The following is a 21,790-nucleotide window of genomic DNA, read 5'->3' on the forward strand; positions in this document are numbered from 1 at the left end:
TTTTTACTCCGGTAATTTTTCTTTTAACTCTTTTACTAAGCCCTCGTCAAGCTCACTGATATTTGGAAGTTTTACCCTAGCTTTTAAGTAAAGATCGCCAAAAATTCCACTCTTTCTGTTTTGCACGCCGTATCCTTTCAAGCGGATCTTCGTGCCTGTTTTTGAGTTCTCAGCGATTTTGATGGTTACATCTTTTTTATATGTATGCACATTTATCTTGCCGCCAAAGAGCATAGTTTTTAGTGGAATTTCTACATCTTTATAAAGATCATCTCCGACTCTTTCATACTCGTCGCTTGGCTCAACGCTAATGGCAAGTATAAGATCGCCAGTTTGACCGCCAGCACTCTTGCCTTTGCCTTTTATGCGAAGTTTTTCGCCGCCTTCTATGCCGCTTGGGATCTTTATCTTTATGCTTTCTCCATTAAAATTTATCTTGTGTTCGCCGCCAGTTACAGCCACGTCAAATGGTATAGAAATTTTGGCATTTACGTCTAGATCAGCTCCGCCAAAGCCAAATCCGCCTCCACCAAAGCCTTCAAATCCTTCAAAACCTCCGCCAAAGCCACCGCTAAATTTAGCGCCGCCCCCACCAAATCCGCCTGAGAAGATATTTTTCAAGATATCGTTTAGATCGCCCATATCGGCTGAACCTCTGGCAAAGTCGTGGAAATTTTGACCGCCAAACATATTATCGCCATATTGATCATACTGGGCACGTTTTTTCTCGTCACTTAAAATTTCATAAGCAGCGTTTATCTCTTTAAATTTATCCTCTGCTCCAGGGTCTTTGTTGATGTCTGGGTGGTACTTTCTAGCAAGTTTTCTATAAGCTTTTTTTATCTCGTCGCTTGATGCGCCTTTTGAAACTCCTAAAGTTTCATATAAGCTTTCGCTCATATATTCTCCTTATGTTTTTTGACACGGATTATATCACAAAACTTTAGTCTATGCAAGTCAAGTTTATTTTTATTTACAAAGGAGAAAAAAGCGTTAAGATTTTATTTTTAAGCTCTATTTATAATTTCAAGACATTTTCAATTTAAAGGAAAAAAATGAAAAAATTTATGCTAATTTCATTAGCGGCGGCTTCTTTGCTAATGGGAGCTGATATTAAATTTAACGAAGCAAACCAAGATGTAACTAGAGTTTCGCCGTTAAGTGATAAAAATAGTGTACTTTCATACTATGACTCTATCGCTCAGGCAAAACTTTCAGTTGTAAATATCTCAACTACAAAAACAGTAAGCAACGCAGGCATCGAACAGATGTTTAATGACCCGTTTTTTAATGAATTTTTTGGATTTAACTTTGCAAAACCAAAAGAGAAAGAAAAGACAACCTCTCTTGGCTCTGGCGTCATCATCTCAAATGACGGCTACATCGTTACAAACAACCACGTCATCGAAGATAGCGACCAGATCGTTGTTACCTTGGCAAAGGGTGGCAAGGAGTATAAAGCAAAGCTAATAGGTAGCGATCCAAAGACCGATCTAGCCGTTATAAAGATAGAGGCAAATGGGCTAAATGCGATCACATTTGCCGACTCATCAAAGCTGCTTGATGCGGACGTAGTCTTTGCCATAGGCAATCCATTTGGCGTAGGCGAGAGCATCACTCAAGGCATCGTTTCAGGGCTAAATAAAGATGATATCGGACTTAATCAATATGAAAATTTCATCCAAACAGACGCCTCTATAAACCCTGGCAACTCAGGTGGCGCTTTGGTTGATAGCAGGGGCTATTTAGTTGGTATAAACTCAGCCATACTTTCAAGAAGTGGTGGCAACAACGGCATTGGCTTTGCTATACCATCAAATATGGTAAAAGATATCGCTAAAAAGCTGATAACTGACGGTAAGATCGAGCGTGGTTTTATCGGCGTTACGATCGCAAATTTAACTGATGAGCAAAAAGAGCTTTACACAAATAAAGAAGGCGCTTTAATAAGCGGCGTAGAGCAGGGCATGCCAGCAGATGAAGCAGGGCTAAAAAGAGGCGACTTGGTTATTTCAGCAAACGGCAAAGCTATCAAAAACGCAAATGATCTTAAAAATTTCATCGGCTCACTAACTCCAAATAGCAGCGTTGATATAACTTACGAGCGATCAAATAAAGTGATGAATACAAAAATCAAGCTTGTAAATATGGATCACAACGCAAAAGATGCGACAAAAAGCGTCATCATCGAAGGTCTTAGCGTTAGTAATCTAAGCGATGAGATAAGATTTAAATATAAGATCAGCCCAGACACTCAAGGTGTGCTTGTAACTGACGTAAAATCTGGCTCAAAGGCTGAAGACTTTGGCTTTGAAAGAGGTGATGTGATCGTTCAAGTTGGCGAAGAGAGCATAAAAGATCTTCAAACTTTTGCAAGCACTGTCAAAAACGCAAAAGGTAAAAAGACGCTAGTGTGGATAAACCGCGGTGGCATCATGCAAGGTCTTGTTATAAAATAACCACTTAAGAGCTGAAATTTCAGCTCTTAACTCTTTTAAATTTTTAAAACCTTTATCTGCTATAATCCTTAAAAATAAATTTACATCAGGAAAGATCATGACTAGAATTTTAATGATAGAAGATGATATGGAGCTTGCTGAAATTTTAACCGAATACCTAGAAAACTACGATATCAAAGTAACGACGGCTGAAGAGCCATATATCGGACTATCTACCTTAAATACGAGCGAATTTGACCTAGTTATCCTTGATCTTACGCTCCCTGGCATGGACGGACTAGAGGTTTGCAAAGAGATAAGAAAAAAGCACAACATCCCTATAATCATCTCAAGCGCAAGGCACGATATAACGGACAAAGTAAATGCCCTAGATAACGGCGCGGATGATTATTTGCCAAAGCCTTATGACCCACAAGAGCTTCTTGCTCGCATCAAAAGTCATCTAAGAAGGCAGAGTATTGCCCCTGCAAATGAGGCAAGAAATTTAAACAAAGACTTGGTACTAAAAGAATTTGAGCGAGAAATTTTATTTAAAGGCAGTGTCTTAAATTTAACCGCAGCGGAGTATGACATCTTAAAATATCTGCTTCAAAAAGAGGGTGGGGCGGTCACTAGAGAGGAGCTCATCTACAACTGCGAGAGCATAAATGAAGATAGCTCAAACAAAAGTATCGACGTCATCATCGGTAGAATTCGCCAAAAACTAAATGAAAATCCAAAAGAGCCAAAATACATCCACGCGATCCGCGGCATCGGCTACAAGTTGGTTCTTTGATGCCAAGATCTTCTATATTTATCACGATAACGTTTATCTTTGGACTTGCGCTCGTTTCGATATTTCTAGCCTTTTTGTGGCTCATGGGCTTTGACAAGCAAAACTACACAAGAGAGCTAAATAACAAATACTCAAACGTCGCTAGGACAAATTTGCTCTACATGGGTGGCATCATAAACAAAGCCCAGTATGACCGTCAGCTCTCAAACATCGACATGCCAGAGATCACCGCCAAAAATGAAAAAGAAGAAATTTTAAAAAATGCAGCCGTTTTAGAAGAAATTTCAAGTGATCTTGGATCAAGTGCTATCTTGCTTTATGATAAGCATCACTACCTAAAGATCGAGCATTTAGACGAGCTAAAGCTTTTGATGGATAAGGAATTTCAGCCATATAGATACGAGGTGATAAAGGCTGTGTTTGCCGTAGTTGCGGTCATTTTGCTGGCTGCTTATATATTTGTCATCTATAAGATAAAACCGCTTAGAAAGCTAAAGCGTCAGATCGTGAAATTTGCAAATGGCGAGCTTGACGGCGTGCAAAATGTCGGCAACGGCAAGGATGAAATTTCTGAAGTTTCAGAGGCATTTTATGAGGCTGTTTGTCAGATCAAAGCACTAAATGACTCAAGGCATCTTTTCTTAAGAAATATCATGCACGAGCTAAAAACGCCTATCACAAAGGGGCTAATCGCCGCTCAAATGATAGAAAAAAGCAAAAATCAAGAGAGGCTAATCTCTGTCTTTCACAAGCTTGAAAATTTAATAAACGAGCTTGCAGCGATCGAGCAGATCACTTCAAAGATAGGACTTACCAATAAAACGCCTTGTCTTATGAGAGATCTCATTGATGAGGCTATCGATATAGCGATGATTGAAAAGGAGCATGTTGGCATCAGCGAGCTTGATGAGGTTAGGGTGATGGTTGATTTTAAGCTATTTTCAGTCGCTATAAAAAATATGATAGATAATGGCATAAAGTACTCAACCGATAAGCACGTAAATATCATGGTTAGCAAGGATCATATGAAATTTATAACCCAAGGCGAGAAGCTAAAAAATGACCTTGACTTTTACATCCAGCCATTTATAAAAGGCGAGGATGCGCAAAAGAGCTTTGGTCTAGGTTTATATATAGTTAGCAATATCCTTGAGGCCCATGGGCTAAAATTTGGCTACGAATACAAAAACGGAATGAATGTCTTTGTTTTTGAGAATTTACAAGATATAATAGCGGCTTAAAATAAAAACCGTAAATAAAGGGAGTGAAAAAATGGCGGCAAAAATCTTCTCAGCAGTTGATCTTTTATCAATAATCGATCTTGAGATAGCAATAATCAAACGCTACAAAAACGTAAAGGACTATGCGAAAAATTTATCTTTGATATATTTTTCTTTACCAAACAGCAAAGAGTACGGCGAAATTTTTGAGAAAATTTTAAGACAAACTGACGTCGTTATAAGAGAAAATGAGCACTATGTAGTCGTGCTTCACGGCACAAACGAGAGAGGCGCTAGCGAGCTACTAACTGGCATACAAGAGTTTTTAAACGCTGAGCCAGTCGATCTTGTAGTGAGCTATCCAAGAGACGGCAAAGACGCAAAAGAGCTTACTATCAAGCTACAAGATGAGATCAAGGACAACTACGGTGTTTTACTAGAAATGCTAGTAAATAACGACAAATTTGAAGTTTTTGAAGATATCGTTTGATCTAAATTTGGAGGATGATTGGAGAATTTACTACTATTTTTTGCAGTTTTACTGATAGTTAGCATTTTATTTAGCAAAATCTCTGATAAATTTGGAATTCCTTCTTTAATAATATTTCTAGGCGTTGGCATGCTAGCTGGCTCAGATGGCTTGCTGGGCGTAAATTTTGATGATCAAATGATCGCTCAAAATGTCGGCATGCTAGCACTTATTTTTATACTTTATGCTGGTGGGCTAGATACTGATTTTGCAGCGATTAAACCTATCTTTGGTAGAGGTTTAGCACTTGCTACACTTGGTGTTTTCTTAACTGCGCTAGCCATCGCTCCAGTTGCAAAATATCTGCTTGATTTTACCTGGGCGGAGGCCTTTTTGCTAGGCTCCATTATCTCTTCGACAGACGCAGCAGCGGTATTTGCCATACTAAGAGCTAAGAAAATTTCACTTAGAAATAGCATTGCGCCATTGCTTGAACTTGAATCTGGCTCAAACGATCCAATGGCGATATTTCTAACTATGACGATCATTCAAATGATCTCACTAAATAGCACTCCAAGTGCGTCAGAGTGGGCGATCACACTTGTTAAGCAGTTTGGCATAGGTATCGCTATGGGCTATTTATTTGGCGTTGCTTTGCCAGCCATCTTTAATAGACTTCGCCTAAAAAGCTGGGGCCTTTATCCAGTTTTTTCTATCGCTTGGATATTGCTTTTATATACGCTTTGCTTTAAAATCGGTGGCAATGGCTATTTGGCTGTTTATATTGCTGGAATTTTTATAAATAAAAAAGAGTTTTCTCACAAGAAAAATTTAGTCGGTTTTCACGACGGTATCGCTTGGACGATGCAAATAGTTGTCTTTTTAACACTTGGCCTTTTGGTAAATCCATCACAACTTCCTGCAACTGCGCTGTTAGCGCTTGTTTTGGCCTTGTGGCTTATGTTTTTTGCAAGACCACTTGGTGTTTTTGCATCGCTTGCATTTTCAAAATTTAAGATAAATGAGCAAATTTTTATCTCTTGGGTTGGACTAAGAGGTGTTGTGCCAGTTGTGCTAGCTACCTATGTTTATGTCGATGGCGTACGTGATGCGGATATGATTTTTAACATTATATTTTTTATGGTTTTGATTTCGATTTTGATACAGGGCATGTCGCTTGGCTTTGCAGCTGATAAATTTAAGGTTAAAGAGAGTGAGCAAGAGGATGTTAAGGCAGTAGAAAACTCTCCGATCTTAAGCTATACGCTTCGCCAGCACACCATCCACCATGGCTCAAAACTAATTGGCAAAGATTTGGCTCAGCTTGAGCTTCCAACTGAGTTTTTAATAATCCTAATAAAGCGTAAAAACGAATATCAAAAGCCAACTGGCTCAACAATCTTTGAAGAAAATGATCTGTTGTTGATACAATGCGAAAATCAAGTGCTTTATCAAGATACGATTAAGTATTTGACCTATTAAAATTTGATAAAACTTGCCACATTTCATTTCTCTTTGTAAATTTTAAAACTTTACTCGCTTGCCTTAGCAGGCTACTAAATTTAGGCTACACTTCGTTTAGTACTAAATTTAGAGCCGTGATATGCTCGCTCATAAATTTTAAAATTTGCCAGAGTTTTTAGCCGCATGTGGCACGATAGTGCTATCGCATGCACTTCTAACGTGCGAGGGGTTTGGGGGATTTAAAAAGGTGGATAAGAGGACGGCTTTGCTTCGCAAGCTCGCAACTGCAAGCAGACCGTAACTCGAGTCCCCTTGTCTCCCTTTTGGATAATTTGAATAAAAAGAAATTTATAAATTTAATCAAACTGTCTTTGCAAATTTTAAAATTCCATTCACTCGCAAGAGTTGGCTACTGATTTTAGGTCTCGCAAAGCTTGCCACTAAAATCAGAGCCGAAATTACTCGCTCATGGAATTTTAAAATTTGCTAGAGCTTCATATATACAAAATTACCTACTCAAATTTGACTTCACTAACCGCTTAGCTTAAATTTTTAGAGCCAAAACAAATCCGTTCAGTATCATTTTATTTTGCTTTTTATAAAATCACCAAAGCACTAGCAAAATGGGAGGCAAAATGCTTGATGATATCATCCTTGCTGTCTTAGTATATTTCGCAACATTCTTATTTATGTTTTTTATACTCGCCTTTTTTGCATTTTGGTATATAAGCGTGCCGCTACTTGTCATCTATATCGTTATAAAATTTATAAGGCATGCAAAAGAGTGCGAGAGGATATGCGGCAAGCTTGAGTAAATTTTAAATTTCTAGCCCAAAATGAGCTAGAAAAAAATAGAAAATTCTATTCTAAGGCTTGAGCCAGATCAGCTATCAGATCCTCGGCATTTTCAAGACCTATACTAACTCTTATCAGCTCTTTTGTGATGCCAGCTTTGATGAGTTCTTCGCTGCTTAGCTGCTGGTGAGTTGTCGAGGCTGGGTGTGTGATGAGTGACTTTGTATCGCCGATATTTACTACGATCTTAAAGAGTTTTACGCGCTCTAGCATCTTTTTTGCGCGCTCAAAGCTATCAGTCTCAAAGCAAAAAAGTCCATTTGCCATGCCATCTTTAAAGTATTTTTGCGCCTTTGCGTGATCTACGTTGTCGGCAAGCCCTGGGTATGCCACACTTTTTATATGTTTGTGAGAGTTTAGAAATTTAGCCACTTTTAGCGCGTTTTGCGAGTGTCTTTCAACCCTAACAGCAAGCGTTTCAAGCCCTTGTATGAGCTGCCAAGAGTTAAACGGAGATATCACAGCGCCGATGTCGCGCACGATAGCAAGCCTCATTCTTAGCGTGTAGATATCAAAACGATCCGTCATATCAGCATAGACGATGTCGTGATAGCTCGCATCTGGCACGTTAAAGTGCTCATATCTCTTGTTGCCTTTTAGTTTTTCGTTTAGGTGATTTGCACTTACAACCACGCCTGCTAGACTAAGGCCCTGACCGCTCATATATTTGCTAGCGCTATGCACGCAAACATCGACACCGTGGCGAAGTGGCTGAAAGATGATAGGTGTTGGCACTGTGTTATCAGTGATGCTGATAATGCCATATTTGTTTGCGATTTCTACGATTTTCTCGATATTTGGGATAGAAATTTGCGGATTTGAAAGCGTTTCAAAAAATATAGCCCTAGTTTTTTCGTCTATCAAGCCCTCCAGATCATCAGCAGTGTCGCTGTCAAAAACTCTAGCCTCTATGCCAAATCTTTTTAGCGTGTGCGTAAAAAGCACTGTTGTGCCGCCATAAATTTTCTTAGCGATGATGATATTATCGCCTGCTTGGGCTAAATTTATGATGCTGTAAAACAAAGCTGACTGACCGCTTGCCGTCGCTATCGCAGCGGCTCCGCCCTCAAGTGCGGCGACCCTTTTTTCAAAGATATCTGTCGTTGGGTTGCTAAGTCTTGTGTAGATGTAGCCGTTATCTTTTAGATCAAACCTAGCAGCTGCTGTCTCGGCACTTCCAAAGTCATAAGCTGTGCTTTGAAAAATAGGCACAGCCATCGTGCCAAAGCCCTCGTTTGTATCGTAGCCTACGTGGATCGCAGCGGTTTCTTGCCTCATTTTTGCTCCTTGTTTAAGTAATTTTGGCGTAAATTATACATTAGCAAAGCCAAAATTTAGGGGATAAAATCAAATTTTGATATAATTTGCCAAAAAAAAGGAAAAATTTGAACCAAGTCACGGACAAATTTAAGCGTGTAAAATATCTTCGTGCGCTAGAAAAATTTGCAAAATCAGCGATAAACGGGCTAAAAAGAGATGACTTTGACGAGACTGAATTTCGCCAAAGAGTGGAGAAAAACGCGAAAGTCATCGAAAAAGTCGAAGCTGTTTATCTTGACCAGCCATACTCAAAGGCGCTAGAAAATTTTATAAATTTGCTTATCAAAAACGCCCAAAAAGAGGAGCTTTTAAAGGCGGCAAATCTACTTGATAAGCTAAAAAATCAAAAGACATATAAGAAAGAAAAACATAAAAATAAATTTAAGGATGAGGATTGAAAGTAGTTATTTTTGATATGGATGGCACGGTGATCGATAGTGGCGAGGCGATATATAAGACGGTAAATGAAGTAAGAGATGAGCTAAATTTGCCGCCACTTGAAAAAGAATTTATCATAAAAGCGATCAACGAGCCAGGTAGAAATTTGGCCCTTGAGTTTTATGGCATCGACACGCCAAGCAGGAGCTTAAAAGAGGGTTTTGAAGAGAAATTTAAGAAATTTTACGATGAGTGTGCGACTACCTATGAGGGTGTAAAAGAGCTTTTGCAAAAGTGCAAAGAGGCTCACTATAAGGTCGTTTTGGCAAGCAACGCACCGCACGATACGCTAGAGAAAATTTTAAAGAAAAATGAAATTTACGAGCTATTTGACGAGGTCATCGGCGCTAGCAAGGAGATACCGCAAAAGCCTGATCCTGTGATGCTTCACCTAGCTGTTAGTAGAACTAAAGCTAACAAGGCGATCTTTATAGGAGATAGCCTAAAAGACGAACTGGCCGCCAAAAACGCAAATATGCCATATGTACAAGTTTGTTGGGGATTTGGCGAGGAGAGCAAAACAGCCACTTATAACGCCAAAAATGTTAGCGAGGCTTGGGAGATAATATTAAATTTTTAACTTAGTTTTAATTGGCTATAATCTTAAGAAATTTTCAAAGAAACAGCGATGATAGATATATTTGAGGGCAGTGCGAGGGATAAATTTTATGACATTTTGTTTAACGCAAATGCCGTTTTAGTTAAAAACGAGATAGATAAAATTTTTGATAAATTTGTGGCTATGAGCGAGCTTTGCGAAAAGCATGGCGTTGGCGAAGATGAGATCAGAAATTTTATGGCCTTAGAGCAAGATAAAATTTATAACGGAGTAAATGACCTATATATCGAGCTTAGCGGAGAAATTTTAAGCCAAAATGAGTAAGGTTTTTGCGCTCATTGCTTTGCTAGCCGCTCTTGTCTTTGCAAAAGAGCCAAATTTTGACCCAAACTCGGTGCATACATTTGAGCTTAAAAAAGATGAGTGGGCGCGGGTCTTTATAACTGAAAAGCGAACTCAAAGGGTTGAAACGTTTGACTTTCGTTGGACGCTGTTTGATAGTACAAATATCACTGTGCAAAGCTTTTTTAGGCGCTATCCAAGGCAGATGGTCTTTTCGCTAAGACAAGGACAAAACACCTACATGCAGCGAGTTTTGCCTGATTTTATGATGCCGCCAAACGAGAGCGTGAGCCTTTATATATCATTTATTGATTTTAGGGACAAAAAGGCGCATTTTAGGGTGGCGCTGCTAGATGAGAGCAAGCGTGTGGATGTGGGTTTTAGAGATCCGCACGAGGATAAATAGAAGGATAAAAATGGATAAAATCGATGAAATAATGAGCAAATTTATAAGCGAGCTTGGCTACAAAGAGGCGTTTGAGATGTTTTTAAAGATAAGCTCAGGCAAGAAGCTACGCTCAAAACTTCTTTTAAAGATCGCAGGCGAGAGTGAAATTTCACTTAAGCTTTGCGCTATCATCGAGCTCATCCACCTTGCAAGCTTGCTTCACGACGACGTCATAGACGAGGCAAATATAAGACGTGGCAAACCAAGCATAAACGCACTTTTTGGCAGTAAAAACTCAGTCATGCTAGGCGACATCCTCTACTCAAAGGCTTATTTTGAGCTTACAAAATTTGATCCAAGTATCGCAGCTGTCATATCAGACGCGGTCAGCAAACTAAGCATCGGCGAGATGATGGATGTGAAAATGGCTGAAAATTTTAATGAAAACGAGCAAGAATACTTAAAAATGATCTACTATAAAACAGCTGTTTTGATAGAAGCTACGGCTATTTGTGGGGCAAAGCTAGCTGGCAAAGATAGCGAGAAATTTGGCATTTATGGCAAAAATTTAGGTCTTGCATTTCAGATCGTTGATGATATCTTAGACATCACTCAAGATGAAAAAACGCTTGGCAAACCAGCACTTAACGACTTTGTCGAGGGCAAAACGACACTTCCTTACATTTATCTTTATAAGAGCCTGGACGAGGCTGGTAGGGCAAAGCTTAGATCGCTTTGGGCAAAGAAGTTAAACGCGGACGAAATTTTATGGCTAAAAGAAAATTTTGATAAAACTAGCTCACTTAGCAAAGCTATAAGCGAGGCAAAAAGGCTTGGAGCTGAAGCAATAGAAGCGATAAGAGAGTATAAAAACGCTGAGCTTGAAGGGATCATAAAAAGCATGATAGATAGGGAATTTTGATGCACTATTTAGACATAAGTTTTACATATAAAAACACTGATATTTCGGTCAGAGAGAAGCTTGCCTTTGATAGTGACGAGAAAAAAGAGCAAATTTTAAAACTGATAAACTCAAACAAAAACATAAAAGAGAGCATGGTGCTAAACACCTGCAACCGCGTCGAGATCATAGCTAGCGTAGAGGATGTAAAGGCCGCTACTGCTCATATCATCAGGTGTATGTCGATATTTTCAGGCGTTTTTGAAGATGAGCTTTATGAGAGAGCTGACATCTATGAAAACAGCGGTGCTGCACACCACCTATTTGCCGTGGCAAGCTCGCTTGATAGCCTAGTAGTTGGCGAAACGCAGATCGTTGGCCAGCTAAAAAATGCCTTTAAATTTGCCTATGATAACAACTCATGTGGCGAAGATATCAGCAAGATCATCCACTACGCATGTAAGTGCGCTGCCAAGGTTAGAAACGAAACTCAAATTTCTAAAAACCCGATCTCAGTTTCAAGTGTAGCCGTGGCAAAGGCAAAAGAAATTTTTGGCACGCTTGAAGGTAAAACGGCTATCGTCGTGGGCGCTGGCGAGATGGGCGAGCTAGCAGCAAAGCACCTCATATCAAGCGGCGCAGAGGTTATCATCATAAACAGAAGCTCTGAGCGCGTCGAGCAGCTAGTTGATAGTCTAGGAGATAATGCAAGCTGGGATAGCATTTTGAAATTAAAAGAGTATGTAAACAGCTACGATCTCATCTTTTCAAGCACTGCAGCCCCGCACGCCATCATCACAGGCGAGATCATCGAGCCAAGAGAATTTCACAGATACTTTTTTGATATCGCTGTGCCAAGAGATATCGATCTTTTAAACACAGAGCTTATCAGCGTCTATACGGTCGATAGCCTAGAGGAGATCGTGCGTAAAAATTTAGCCCTAAGAGAGGAGCAGGCGCAAAAGGCCTACTCGATCGTCGGTCAAGACACGAGCGAGTTTTTAAAGACTTTAAAAGAAGATATGAGCGTGCCTCTTATAAAATCTATCCGCAAGCAGGCTGAAATTTGCGCAAAAAACGAGCTAGAAAAGGCGATAAAAAAGGGCTATCTAAAACATAGCGATTACGACGAGGCGCAAAAGCTCATCCATCAGGTCTTTAAAGCCTTTTTGCACCAACCAACGATGAAGCTAAAAGGGCTTGCAGACGAGGAGAGAGCTAGCGAGCTTTCAAACGGAGTTAAATTTTTATTTGACATAAAAGATGAACAAAATTTTCAAGCAGGAGATATAGATGAAATTTAGTAAATTTTACGCCCCAACGACCAAAGAAGCGCCAAAAGATGCATCTTTACCAAGTCATCAGTTTTTGATAAGAGGTGGCTTTGTCGAGCAGATTGGCTCTGGGCTTTACAACTATCTGCCGCTTGGAAAGATCATGCACGATAAAATTTCACGCGTGGTAAAAGAGGAGATGAACGAGGCTGGCGCGCTAGAGGTTAGCTTTAGCGTGGTCACTTCAGGCGAGCTTTGGAAGCAAAGTGGTCGTTACAACGTCTTTGGCAAGGAGCTTTTGCGCTTTAAAGATAGAAAAGATAATGACTTTGTCATAAGCCCTACAAACGAAGAGGCAGCCGTTGCTTTGGTGCGTGGTAAGGTGACTAGCTACAAGCAGCTACCGCTAAATTTATACCAGATAAACACCAAATTTCGTGACGAGGCAAGACCACGCTTTGGCTTGCTAAGAGGTCGCGAATTCACGATGAAAGATGGTTATAGCTTTCACTCTAGCAAAGAGGATCTTAAGCGTGAGTTTGACCTTATGGAGGCAACTTATAGTAAGATTTTTACCCGTTTGGGGCTAAATTTTAGAGCTGTTGAGGCTGATAGCGGAGCCATTGGTGGTAGTGGCAGTAAAGAATTTATGGTGCTTGCAAGTAACGGCGAGGACGACATACTTTGCTGTGAGGCCTGCAGATACGCTGCAAACGTCGAGGCTGCAAGGCGCAAACCAAGAGTTAGCGAGGCTGAGGCGCCAGAGGCAGACGCGGCTAAATTTCTAACGCCAAATGCAAAAACTATAAAAGATGTGGCGGAGTTTTTCAAAGTTAGCGAGTTTTACTGCATAAAAGCTGTTATGAAAAAGGCGATTTATGAGGATAAAGAAGAGGTCGTGGTCTTTTTTGTAAGAGGTGATGACGAGCTTCAAGAGACAAAGGCGCAAAATGCTTGCAAGGCGCTAGAGCTTGTTGATGCTAGCGAGGCTGACGTGGCAAAGGCTAGGCTTGTGGCTGGATTTTGCGGGCCAGTTGGGCTAAAGGATGTTAAATTTTTCATAGATAACGAGCTAAAAGGCGCAAACAACATGATATGCGGCGCTAACGAGAAGGATTACCACTTTGTTGGCATTAGTGTTAGCGGATTTAACGAAGAGAGATTTAAAGACCTTGTAAAGGTAAAAGAGGGCGATAAATGCCCAGTTTGCGGCGGAAATTTAAAACTTAGCAAAGGTATAGAAGTCGGTCATATATTTCAGCTAGGCGATAAATATTCAGCTGCGATGAACGCGACATATCTTGATGAAAATGGCAAGGCTAAGCCATTTTTGATGGGCTGCTACGGCATTGGCATAAGCAGGCTTATCGCTGTGATGATAGAAGCTAGCCACGATGAAAAGGGCTGCATTTGGAAAAAAGAGTGCGCGCCGTTTGATGTGGAGATCATCATCTCAAATTTAAAAGATGAAGCGGGCGTGAAATTTGCATTTGAGCTTTATGAGAGCCTCAAAAAAGCTGGCGTTAGCGTCATTATCGACGATAGAAACGAGAGATTTGGCGTTAAAATGAATGATTTTGAACTTATCGGCTTTCCTTACGCGCTGCTTGTGGGTAAAGAATTTGCAAATGGCAAGGTTGAGTTTATCACGAGAGATGGGCTAAGCAAAGAGACGATAGAGGCAAACGATGCCTTTAGAAAGATAAAAGAAAGCTTATGAGATTTTTTGCATTTTTGTTTTTTTTGATAGAAGCGGTATTTATCTATCTTTTTGTTGATAAATTTGGCTTTTTGAACTACTTTCTTGAGGTGCTGGTCTCTGGATTTGTTGGTATCGCACTTCTTTTTAATGCTGGATTTTCTAGTTTAAATTCGCCTCAAGTGGCGTTTAAGAGCTTTATTGGCGGAAATTTATTTAGCCAGCTAGGGCTTAGTTTTGGCGGAGCGCTTCTATTTTTACCAGGGATTTTGACAGATATTTTTGGTATCGCCGTGGTCGTTTTTTCTTTAGTATTTAAGAAAAATGCAGCGAAAAATGAGAGCTATCAGGAGTTTAAATTTCAAAATTTTAGCGAGCAGGGCAGTAAAAAAGATGATGGCGAGATCATCGACGTTGAGGTCATCGAAGAGCCAAAAAGAGTAAATTAGGAGAGATGATGAAAGAGATAAAAATAGCAACTAGAAAGAGTATCTTAGCGCTTTGGCAAAGCGAGCATATCAAGGCTAGGATCGAGGCGCAGCACAAGGGCGTGAAGGTCGTGCTTGAGGGCATGAAGACAAAAGGTGACGTGATCCTTGACACGCCACTAGCCAAGATCGGCGGTAAGGGGCTTTTTACAAAAGAGCTTGAAGATAGCATGCTAAAAGGCGAGACTGACATCGCAGTCCATAGCCTAAAAGACGTGCCAGTAGTCTTTCCAGAAGGGCTTAGACTTGCGGCCATTTGCTCACGCGAGGATACTAGAGATGCGATGATAAGTGAGAAATTTGCTAAATTTAGCGACCTACCGCACGGCGCAAAGGTTGGCACAACGAGCCTACGCCGTAAGATGCAGCTGCTTATCATGAGGCCTGATCTTGAGATCATCTCGCTTCGAGGTAATGTGCAAACTAGACTTAGAAAGCTAAAAGAGGGTGAATTTGACGCGATCATTTTGGCGATGGCTGGCATAAACCGCCTAAATATCAAGGCCGAAGTGGCGCATATCTACACATTTGGCTTTGACGAGATGATACCTGCGATGGGTCAGGGCGCTCTTGGTGTCGAGGCTAGAGATGAGAAGCAAATTTTAGATGAGATCTCTTTTTTAAATGATGAAAATGCAGTCATAGAAACGACCATAGAGCGTGACTTTGTAAGCGTTTTGGAGGGTGGCTGCCAAGTGCCAATAGGCATAAGCGCAAGGCTAAAAGGCGATGAAATTTCTATCGATGCAATCGTTGGTCTGCCTGATGGAAGCGAGTATATAAAAGATAGCTTAAAGACTGGCAAAGATAAATTTCAAAGCATCGGCAAGGAGCTAGCGCATAAATTTATAGAAAAAGGGGCGAAAGAGCTTTTAAAGCGCGCTGAAGAGATGGCGTAAGCGTGTTTTTGCTAAAATTTAAAGCAAAAGCCATAAGCGCCACCAAAAATAGCAAAGACAACTACTATATGATCGGTCTTGCAGACGACAAATATAACTACAAAAACTACATAATCTTTCAAAGACCGATCAAACTAAAAAAGGGCGACGACGAAAACGCCGACATAAACGGCCTATACGCCGAGTGCAACGGCGACATTTGCTATAACGCTTGCAAAAGGGTGAAGATCACTGATGAGAGCATCATTTTTGAGGTGCAAGATAGTCTCATTTGCGTAGATACCGAGGGTGTAAAGCTTAATGAGCGCTTTATGAAATATAGCAAAGAGATATTTGGCGAGCTGCTAGAGTAGTTTTAAATTTAATAATTTGCTTGCTTTGCCGCCACTTTTTTAGCCACGATGATAGTTCATAAATTTATTATCTTTGCGATCAAAACAGAAAATAAACCAAACGCCACACAAACTGCCTTTGCGTGCAATAACAAAATATTAGCATCGCCTTTTTTATCAAATTTTAGCTATCATCTTTAAAAATTTAAGGAAAAATATGGACTACATCAAGCTTTTAAAAGATAATGGCCTACTTAGGGTGATCGAGGAGCCAGTGGATATCGACCTGGAGATCGCGCACGCTAGCTACATCGAGGTCAAACGCGAGGGCTCACAAGCACTACTTTTTACAAACCCAGTCTGCAAAAAAACTGGGCGTAAATTTGCCCCAGTGCTTACAAATATCTACGGCTCAAAAAGGGCGCTTGAGCTGATATTTGGCGTGCAGCCTGATGAGATTGCAGCTGAGATAGAGAAACTTTTAAAGCCCAAAAAACCTGAGAATTTCAAAGAAAAGCTTGACTTTTTAGCCTATCTTTTTAGCATGAGAAAAATTTTTACAAAAAGGCTAAAGGGTGAGGGCGAGTGCCAGCAGGTCAAATTTATAGGCGAGCAGGCTGATCTTTTGAGCTTGCCTGCGCTAAAGACTTGGCCGCATGACGGAGGTGCTTTTATCACGATGGGGCAGGTCTATACGCAAGGTCTTGATGGTGCGCTGCAAAATTTAGGCATGTATAGACTGCAAATTTATGATAAAAATCGCCTTGGCATGCACTGGCAGATCCACAAAGACGGCGCAAATTTCTTTCACGAGTATAAGCGCGCAGGCCGTAAGATGCCAGTCTCTGTGGCGATCGGCGGCGATCCACTCTACATCTGGTGCGGTCAGGCGCCACTGCCAAAGGGCGTCTTTGAGCTGCTACTTTACGGCTTTATCCGCAAAGAGCCAGCCAAGCTTGTAAAGTCGCTCACTAATGAAATTTACGTCCCGCACGACGCTGACTACGTGATCGAGGGCTTTGTGGATACTGCTAAGAGCGAGCTTGAGGGGCCATTTGGCGATCACACTGGCTTTTACACGCCGGTTGAGCCGTTTCCAGTGATGGAGGTCACGGCGATAACGAGCAAGCAAGACCCCGTATTTCACGCGACCGTGGTTGGCAAACCGCCGCTTGAAGATAAATACATGGGCTGGGCGACTGAGCGCATTTTCTTGCCGCTTTTGCGAACGACCGTGCCAGAGCTACTAGACTACAATATGCCTGAAAATGGCGTCTTTCACAACCTGATCTTAGCCAAGATCAACGCCCTTTATCCGGCTCATGCAAAGCAGGCGATGCACGCGTTTTGGGGAGTTGGGCAGATGAGCTTTGTAAAGCACGCGATCTTTGTGGGTAGCGATGCACCAGAGCTAGCAGAATACGACAAATTTGCGGACTTTGTGCTTGATAAATTTGGCAGTGAGAGTGTGCTAATAAGCCAAGGCGTGTGCGACCAGCTCGATCACGCCAGTCCAAACTCGTGCTTTGGCGGCAAGCTTGGCATCGATGCGACGCAGGATTTTTGTAAATTTAGCCCTGCGGTCTTAAGCGATGACGAGCTTTTGGCTAAATTTCAAAGCGTTGCGCCAAATGTTAAAGAGCTTAGGCAGTTTAAAAAAGAGAGTAAAACGCCTATTTGTGTGATTAAATTTAAAAAAGATCGCCCTGTAAAAGAGTTATTTTCTAAGCTTTTGGAGTTTAGAGAATTTTTCAAGCTTCTAGTCGTCGTGGATATGCAAAACTACCTAGAAAATCCATATATGCTGCTTTGGCGCGTGACAAATAACATAGATGCCTTGCGTGATATCTACATAGATGGTGAAAATTTCTGTGTGGATGCGACGAGCAAGAGTGAGCTTGAGGGCTACACGCGTGGCTGGCCTATGCAAACTGACTGCGAGCGAGAAGTGGTGGTTGATCTTGTGAAGCGTGGTGTAGTAAAAGATGAGCCAGAGCTTTTTCATAAATTTGAGATATTTGGGTAGGGTTGTAACCTAGTGGCTTTGGCACGCTCGTGCGCAAAAGTGACAAGAAAATGTGCTCAGCCACCCAACCCTTGTAGTTATATTCAAACGGCTACTTGCCGGTCGCAGTCGTGTGAAATGCTGCTCCCTGTTTGCTAGCCGTCTCTATCGCTAAAAATGGCTCGATCGGCGCATAAAGCTAGCGTGATCGCTCAAGTTCGCTCTTGGCCGTATAGGCAAAGCTCTTTATCATTAAGCTTTAAATTTGATTTAGCATTTTGGCTTGATAAAATTGCTTTTAAATTCAAAATAGATTGGTTTTTGCACTTAAAAATGGCTTAACTTAAGGCTATTTTTATACTTTGGCATAAATTTCTTGCCATTTTTATGAAAATTTCTAGTTAATTTTTTCTGTTTTATCTGGGGGTTTTGGTTGGCTTGGTTGGCTTGAAAGCTACCAAAATTTACACCAGCAAACGCAAATTTTTAAATTTAGCACTTCAAATTTCTTAAAATACTAAAAATAATATGTAAAAATTTACGTAAAATAATATGATTCTGCCTTGTGTAGAGATAAAATTTGGAGTAAGAGACAAGTGAAAATTAAATTTGATCTGTTATGTGAGCATAAAAACATCTAAATTCAAAAGATCAGAAGTGTAAAAACTTTTAAATTTAAATAACTAGAAGCGTCAAAACTTTTCAATTTAATAAAGTTAGCAGATTACAGGTGCGTTTTTTAAAAAAAGATATGCTATGCCAGCTTTGGTAAATCAAGCGTTTAAAATAGCTTATTTTTGTTTTTAGAAAAATTATAAACCCTAAATACAAGATTTAAAATCGCACGAGTGCCATAAAGCTTTAAATTTGGCCTAGTAAATTTAGCTTATAAATTTACTAGGCCAACCTTCAAAACATGCTCTTTTAGGCTGCTTGGTATCTCGCCATTTTCAAGCGCCATTAGCTCGCTCGCTCTTAGGACATAAAAGTCTTGCAAGCTTCTGTTGGCACTTTTTTCAAGTTTTTTTGCTAGCATGTCAAAGATATGAAACTCCGCCTCATTGCTAGCTAGTAAAAAATCAGCCCCACTATCAAATGCAGCAAAAACTATCTTACTAGCAAGCTTGCAAGCTAGCTCTTCATCGACCTTTAAAAGATCAAACCCGCAAGGAATTTTTAGATCTAACTCTATGAAATTTGCTCTAAAATAGCTTAAATTTGCAGGCAGTCTATCTTTTATGGCTATCTTAAACTCTTTAAATTTGCTAAGTTTTTCTATCTTTTCAAGCTCGTTTTCGTGCTTTTTCGCAGATTTTATGCCTAAAATTTCTTTGAAAAAATCAATCGCTTCGGTGTATTTTTCGCTTCCCTCAAAGAGCAGATCATCAAGCTCGCAGGCTATCAAAACGCCGTTTTTAGCGCTAATAAGCTTTAAAATTTCATCATTTTTCTCATTTTTGTAAAGATGATGAGCTAGCATTATCGCGGCAGCTCCTATGAAATTTGGCTCGTAGTCTTTTACAAAATCAGCGTAGAAATATGGCTTAAAGCTAGCGTAAAGCTCTTTGTCGGCCCTTTTGCAAAAGCTAGCAAATGGCTCAAATTTCGCCCAAAAATCATCATCATTTATGGCAAGGTCTAAAACCGCTCTTTTTTCATCAAGCGGGGCGATGCAAAGCTCGCTGCCAAAGTTAAAGAGCAAATTTGCAAGTGGTTGGGCGGTGCTAACTACGACACCATTTACCTTGACAAAGCCTTCAAAAGGGCTAAAGTAGGGGTCTATGCTCTTTACGTGGGCAAAAAGCTCGTTTAAGTTTGAAAAGTCTGAAATCTCTAAAAAATATGGCTTAAAATATGCCAAAACATCTCTTTTCGCGTCAAATCTAAAAATCTCAACTCTTTGCATTTGCATCCTTTTTTTGGGCTTATTTTATCCTAAATTTAAAAGGAGTTTTATTATAATAGCGCAATGGATAAAGAAAATTTCACGATTGCATGCTTTAGTAACGCATATATCGGCGATGATGCGGCAGTGGCTGGCAAAATGGTCTTTAGCAAAGATATATTTGCGCAAAATTCGCACTTTAAGCTTGGCTGGTTAAGCCTTAAAGAGATCGGCTACAAGGCGATGATCGTAAATTTCTCAGACACGGTCGTGATGAATGCAAAGCCAAAATTTGCCCTTCTTGGCCTTAGCTTGCCAAAGAGCTTCACGCCTCGGCAGATCAGCGAGCTAAGCAGTGGCATAAATAGGGCGTGTGAGGAGTTTGGCGTAAAGATAATAGGCGGCGACACGATAAGTAGCCCCATTTTAAACATAAGCGTTAGCGTGATCGGCGAGCTAAGGGGCAGGGCTGTGCTTAGAAGAAATGCTAAATTTGGCGATTTTGTTGCATTTACTGGCAAGCTTGGAGGCAGTCAAAAGGGGCTAAACTCACTTCTAAGACTGGCTCAAATTTCAAAAAACTCACGTTTTAAAAAGCCTGTTTTAAGAGATAAATTTTTTTACAAAGTAGCTCATCTTATAAATTCTGCCATGGATATCTCAGACGGGCTAAATACCGACCTTGGCAAGCTTTTAAAGGCTAGCAAAAAGGGAGCTAAATTTACAAAAAAGCTAAGCAAATTTGAGCTTAGTAGCGGCGAGGAGTATGAGGTTTTATTTACCTTTAGCCCTAAAAATTTAAGCGCTATTAAAAGGATCGCCGATAAAACTAGGACAAAGATCACGATTTTTGCCAAAATTTCACACAAAAGGTTAAGACAAAATGCAAGAAGCCACCACTTTTAAGCCACTCTATGCGCTCACTCATGCGCCCATTGAGGCATATTTTTCTAAAAATTCAGATGATTTTGTCGTGCGAGAGATACCGCTTTATGAATTTAGCGGTGACGGCGAGCATTTGATCGTTGAAATTTCTAAAAAAGATATGACGACAAGCGACGCTTTGCACGTCTTTAGCGAGGTTACAGGGGCAAAAATGCGCGACTTTGGCTATGCTGGGCTAAAGGATAAGCAGGGGATGACTACGCAGTTTATCTCTATGCCTCGTAAATTTGAGAGCGCGCTTGCAAACTTTAGCCACGAAAAGATGAAAATTTTAAACCTAAACGTGCATAAGAACAAGCTTCGCATCGGACATCTAAAGGGCAATAGCTTTTTCATCCGCCTAAAAAAGGTGCTGCCAAGTAGCGCTAAAAAGCTAGAGCAGGCCTTTGTCAGCATCGATAAAATGGGCTATGCAAACTACTTTGGCTACCAGCGTTTTGGCAAATTTGGCGACAATGCTGAAACTGGGCTGGAGCTACTTAAAAACGGCACGATAAATGGCAAAAAGAGCAAAAATGTAAAGCTAAATGACTTTTTGATCTCAGCCTATCAAAGCGATCTTTTTAACCGCTATCTTAGCAAAAGGGTTGAAATTTCAAGGTTTGTAAGCGACTTTAGTCTAAATGAGCTAGGCGAAATTTACAAAAATTTTAGCAAAGATGATCTAAAGGCGATGAAGGCGCAGGAGAGCTTTTTTAAGCTGCTTCCTGGAGAGGTTTTGGGGCACTATCCATTTGGCAAGCTCTTTTTGTGTGAAAATTTAGATCAAGAGGCACAAAGATTTGCTAGGCGTGATATAACAAGCCTTGGTCTCATTGTCGGCGCAAAGGCCTATGAAGCAAGCGGCGTGGCAAAAGAGCTTGAGAATGAAATTTTCGCTGAGGCAGTTTTGCTTACTTCAAAGATCACTGGCTCAAGGCGCTTTAACTGGGCGTATTTAGAAAATACAAGCTACAAATACAACGAAGAAAACGCTCACTTTAGCTTAAATTTCACACTTCAAAAGGGCTCATACGCCACAGTTGTGTTAGAGGAAATTTTGCATAAAAATATATTTGAGTAGGCTAAATTTA

The 21,790-nt window shown here is 40.5% G+C and carries 22 protein-coding genes; 19 read left to right on the forward strand and 3 right to left on the reverse strand.

The window, feature by feature from the left end; translation table 11 throughout:
• Positions 1–3: 3 nt before the first annotated feature.
• Positions 4–900, reverse strand: coding sequence for a DnaJ C-terminal domain-containing protein (locus CCS77_RS04180; protein WP_103641707.1), 897 nt, complete (start codon positions 898–900; stop codon positions 4–6).
• A 155-nt stretch (positions 901–1,055) separates the two neighbouring features.
• Here CCS77_RS04180 and CCS77_RS04185 point away from each other — a divergent pair, with 155 nt between their 5' ends.
• From CCS77_RS04185 to CCS77_RS04210, 6 genes are all read left to right on the forward strand, one after another.
• On the forward strand, positions 1,056–2,459 hold the full coding sequence (locus CCS77_RS04185) for a Do family serine endopeptidase (protein WP_107916664.1): 1,404 nt from the start codon (positions 1,056–1,058) through the stop codon (positions 2,457–2,459).
• Positions 2,460–2,556: 97 nt separating this feature from the next.
• The gene (locus CCS77_RS04190) at positions 2,557–3,234 is read left to right on the forward strand and encodes a response regulator transcription factor (RefSeq protein WP_002940190.1); all 678 of its coding nucleotides are present in this window, start codon (positions 2,557–2,559) and stop codon (positions 3,232–3,234) included.
• Positions 3,234–4,475, forward strand: a complete 1,242-nt coding sequence (locus CCS77_RS04195) for an ArsS family sensor histidine kinase (RefSeq protein WP_107916665.1) — start codon at positions 3,234–3,236, stop codon at positions 4,473–4,475. The genes CCS77_RS04190 and CCS77_RS04195 overlap by 1 nt, the downstream gene beginning before the upstream one ends.
• Positions 4,476–4,506: 31 nt before the next feature.
• Entirely contained in the window at positions 4,507–4,944 is a 438-nt protein-coding gene (locus CCS77_RS04200; RefSeq protein ID WP_012001631.1) for a pyridoxal-5'-phosphate-dependent protein, read from the forward strand.
• Between the two features lie 18 nt (positions 4,945–4,962).
• Entirely contained in the window at positions 4,963–6,405 is a 1,443-nt protein-coding gene (locus tag CCS77_RS04205) for a potassium/proton antiporter (protein WP_107916666.1), read from the forward strand.
• Positions 6,406–7,022: 617 nt separating this feature from the next.
• Positions 7,023–7,202, forward strand: coding sequence for a transformation system protein (locus CCS77_RS04210; RefSeq protein ID WP_107916667.1), 180 nt, complete (start codon positions 7,023–7,025; stop codon positions 7,200–7,202).
• A 46-nt stretch (positions 7,203–7,248) separates the two neighbouring features.
• Here CCS77_RS04210 and CCS77_RS04215 read toward each other — a convergent pair whose 3' ends face one another.
• Complete coding sequence (locus tag CCS77_RS04215) at positions 7,249–8,520, reverse strand: O-acetylhomoserine aminocarboxypropyltransferase/cysteine synthase family protein (protein WP_107916668.1); 1,272 nt, start codon at positions 8,518–8,520, stop codon at positions 7,249–7,251.
• A 107-nt stretch (positions 8,521–8,627) separates the two neighbouring features.
• On the opposite strand from CCS77_RS04215, the gene CCS77_RS04220 reads away from it, so the two are divergent.
• From CCS77_RS04220 to CCS77_RS04270, 11 genes are all read left to right on the forward strand, one after another.
• Positions 8,628–8,960, forward strand: coding sequence for a hypothetical protein (locus CCS77_RS04220; protein WP_107916669.1), 333 nt, complete (start codon positions 8,628–8,630; stop codon positions 8,958–8,960).
• Positions 8,957–9,580: an HAD family hydrolase gene (locus tag CCS77_RS04225; RefSeq protein ID WP_107916670.1), complete on the forward strand. Its 624-nt coding sequence runs from the start codon at positions 8,957–8,959 to the stop codon at positions 9,578–9,580. The genes CCS77_RS04220 and CCS77_RS04225 overlap by 4 nt, the downstream gene beginning before the upstream one ends.
• Positions 9,581–9,628: 48 nt before the next feature.
• Positions 9,629–9,883: a DUF2018 family protein gene (locus CCS77_RS04230; protein WP_107916671.1), complete on the forward strand. Its 255-nt coding sequence runs from the start codon at positions 9,629–9,631 to the stop codon at positions 9,881–9,883.
• Complete coding sequence (locus CCS77_RS04235; protein ID WP_107916672.1) at positions 9,876–10,307, forward strand: hypothetical protein; 432 nt, start codon at positions 9,876–9,878, stop codon at positions 10,305–10,307. The genes CCS77_RS04230 and CCS77_RS04235 overlap by 8 nt, the downstream gene beginning before the upstream one ends.
• A 10-nt stretch (positions 10,308–10,317) precedes the next feature.
• Positions 10,318–11,211 (forward strand): polyprenyl synthetase family protein, encoded by an 894-nt coding sequence (locus CCS77_RS04240; protein ID WP_107916673.1) that lies wholly within the window; start codon positions 10,318–10,320, stop codon positions 11,209–11,211.
• The gene (gene hemA / locus CCS77_RS04245; protein ID WP_107916674.1) at positions 11,211–12,494 is read left to right on the forward strand and encodes a glutamyl-tRNA reductase; all 1,284 of its coding nucleotides are present in this window, start codon (positions 11,211–11,213) and stop codon (positions 12,492–12,494) included. The genes CCS77_RS04240 and hemA overlap by 1 nt, the downstream gene beginning before the upstream one ends.
• Complete coding sequence (locus CCS77_RS04250) at positions 12,484–14,184, forward strand: proline--tRNA ligase (RefSeq protein WP_107916675.1); 1,701 nt, start codon at positions 12,484–12,486, stop codon at positions 14,182–14,184. Before hemA ends, CCS77_RS04250 begins: the two co-directional genes overlap by 11 nt.
• On the forward strand, positions 14,181–14,612 hold the full coding sequence (locus tag CCS77_RS04255; RefSeq protein WP_103589763.1) for an FxsA family protein: 432 nt from the start codon (positions 14,181–14,183) through the stop codon (positions 14,610–14,612). The genes CCS77_RS04250 and CCS77_RS04255 overlap by 4 nt, the downstream gene beginning before the upstream one ends.
• 8 nt (positions 14,613–14,620) lie before the next feature.
• Positions 14,621–15,550: a hydroxymethylbilane synthase gene (gene hemC / locus CCS77_RS04260; RefSeq protein ID WP_107916676.1), complete on the forward strand. Its 930-nt coding sequence runs from the start codon at positions 14,621–14,623 to the stop codon at positions 15,548–15,550.
• Between the two features lie 2 nt (positions 15,551–15,552).
• Positions 15,553–15,903, forward strand: coding sequence for an Imm10 family immunity protein (locus tag CCS77_RS04265; protein WP_107916677.1), 351 nt, complete (start codon positions 15,553–15,555; stop codon positions 15,901–15,903).
• A 196-nt stretch (positions 15,904–16,099) separates the two neighbouring features.
• Positions 16,100–17,908 (forward strand): menaquinone biosynthesis decarboxylase, encoded by a 1,809-nt coding sequence (locus CCS77_RS04270; RefSeq protein WP_107916678.1) that lies wholly within the window; start codon positions 16,100–16,102, stop codon positions 17,906–17,908.
• 865 nt (positions 17,909–18,773) lie between these two features.
• Here the strand turns inward: CCS77_RS04270 and CCS77_RS04275 are convergent.
• The gene (locus CCS77_RS04275) at positions 18,774–19,793 is read right to left on the reverse strand and encodes a hypothetical protein (protein WP_107916679.1); all 1,020 of its coding nucleotides are present in this window, start codon (positions 19,791–19,793) and stop codon (positions 18,774–18,776) included.
• Positions 19,794–19,856: 63 nt separating this feature from the next.
• Between CCS77_RS04275 and CCS77_RS04280 the strand changes: the two genes are divergently transcribed.
• The gene (locus tag CCS77_RS04280) at positions 19,857–20,678 is read left to right on the forward strand and encodes a thiamine-phosphate kinase (RefSeq protein WP_107916680.1); all 822 of its coding nucleotides are present in this window, start codon (positions 19,857–19,859) and stop codon (positions 20,676–20,678) included.
• On the forward strand, positions 20,656–21,780 hold the full coding sequence (truD, locus tag CCS77_RS04285) for a tRNA pseudouridine(13) synthase TruD (RefSeq protein WP_107916681.1): 1,125 nt from the start codon (positions 20,656–20,658) through the stop codon (positions 21,778–21,780). Before CCS77_RS04280 ends, truD begins: the two co-directional genes overlap by 23 nt.
• The last annotated feature ends 10 nt before the right edge of the window (positions 21,781–21,790 follow it).

The organism is Campylobacter concisus (genome assembly GCF_003048375.1).
Taxonomy (GTDB): Bacteria; Campylobacterota; Campylobacteria; order Campylobacterales; family Campylobacteraceae; genus Campylobacter_A; species Campylobacter_A concisus_T.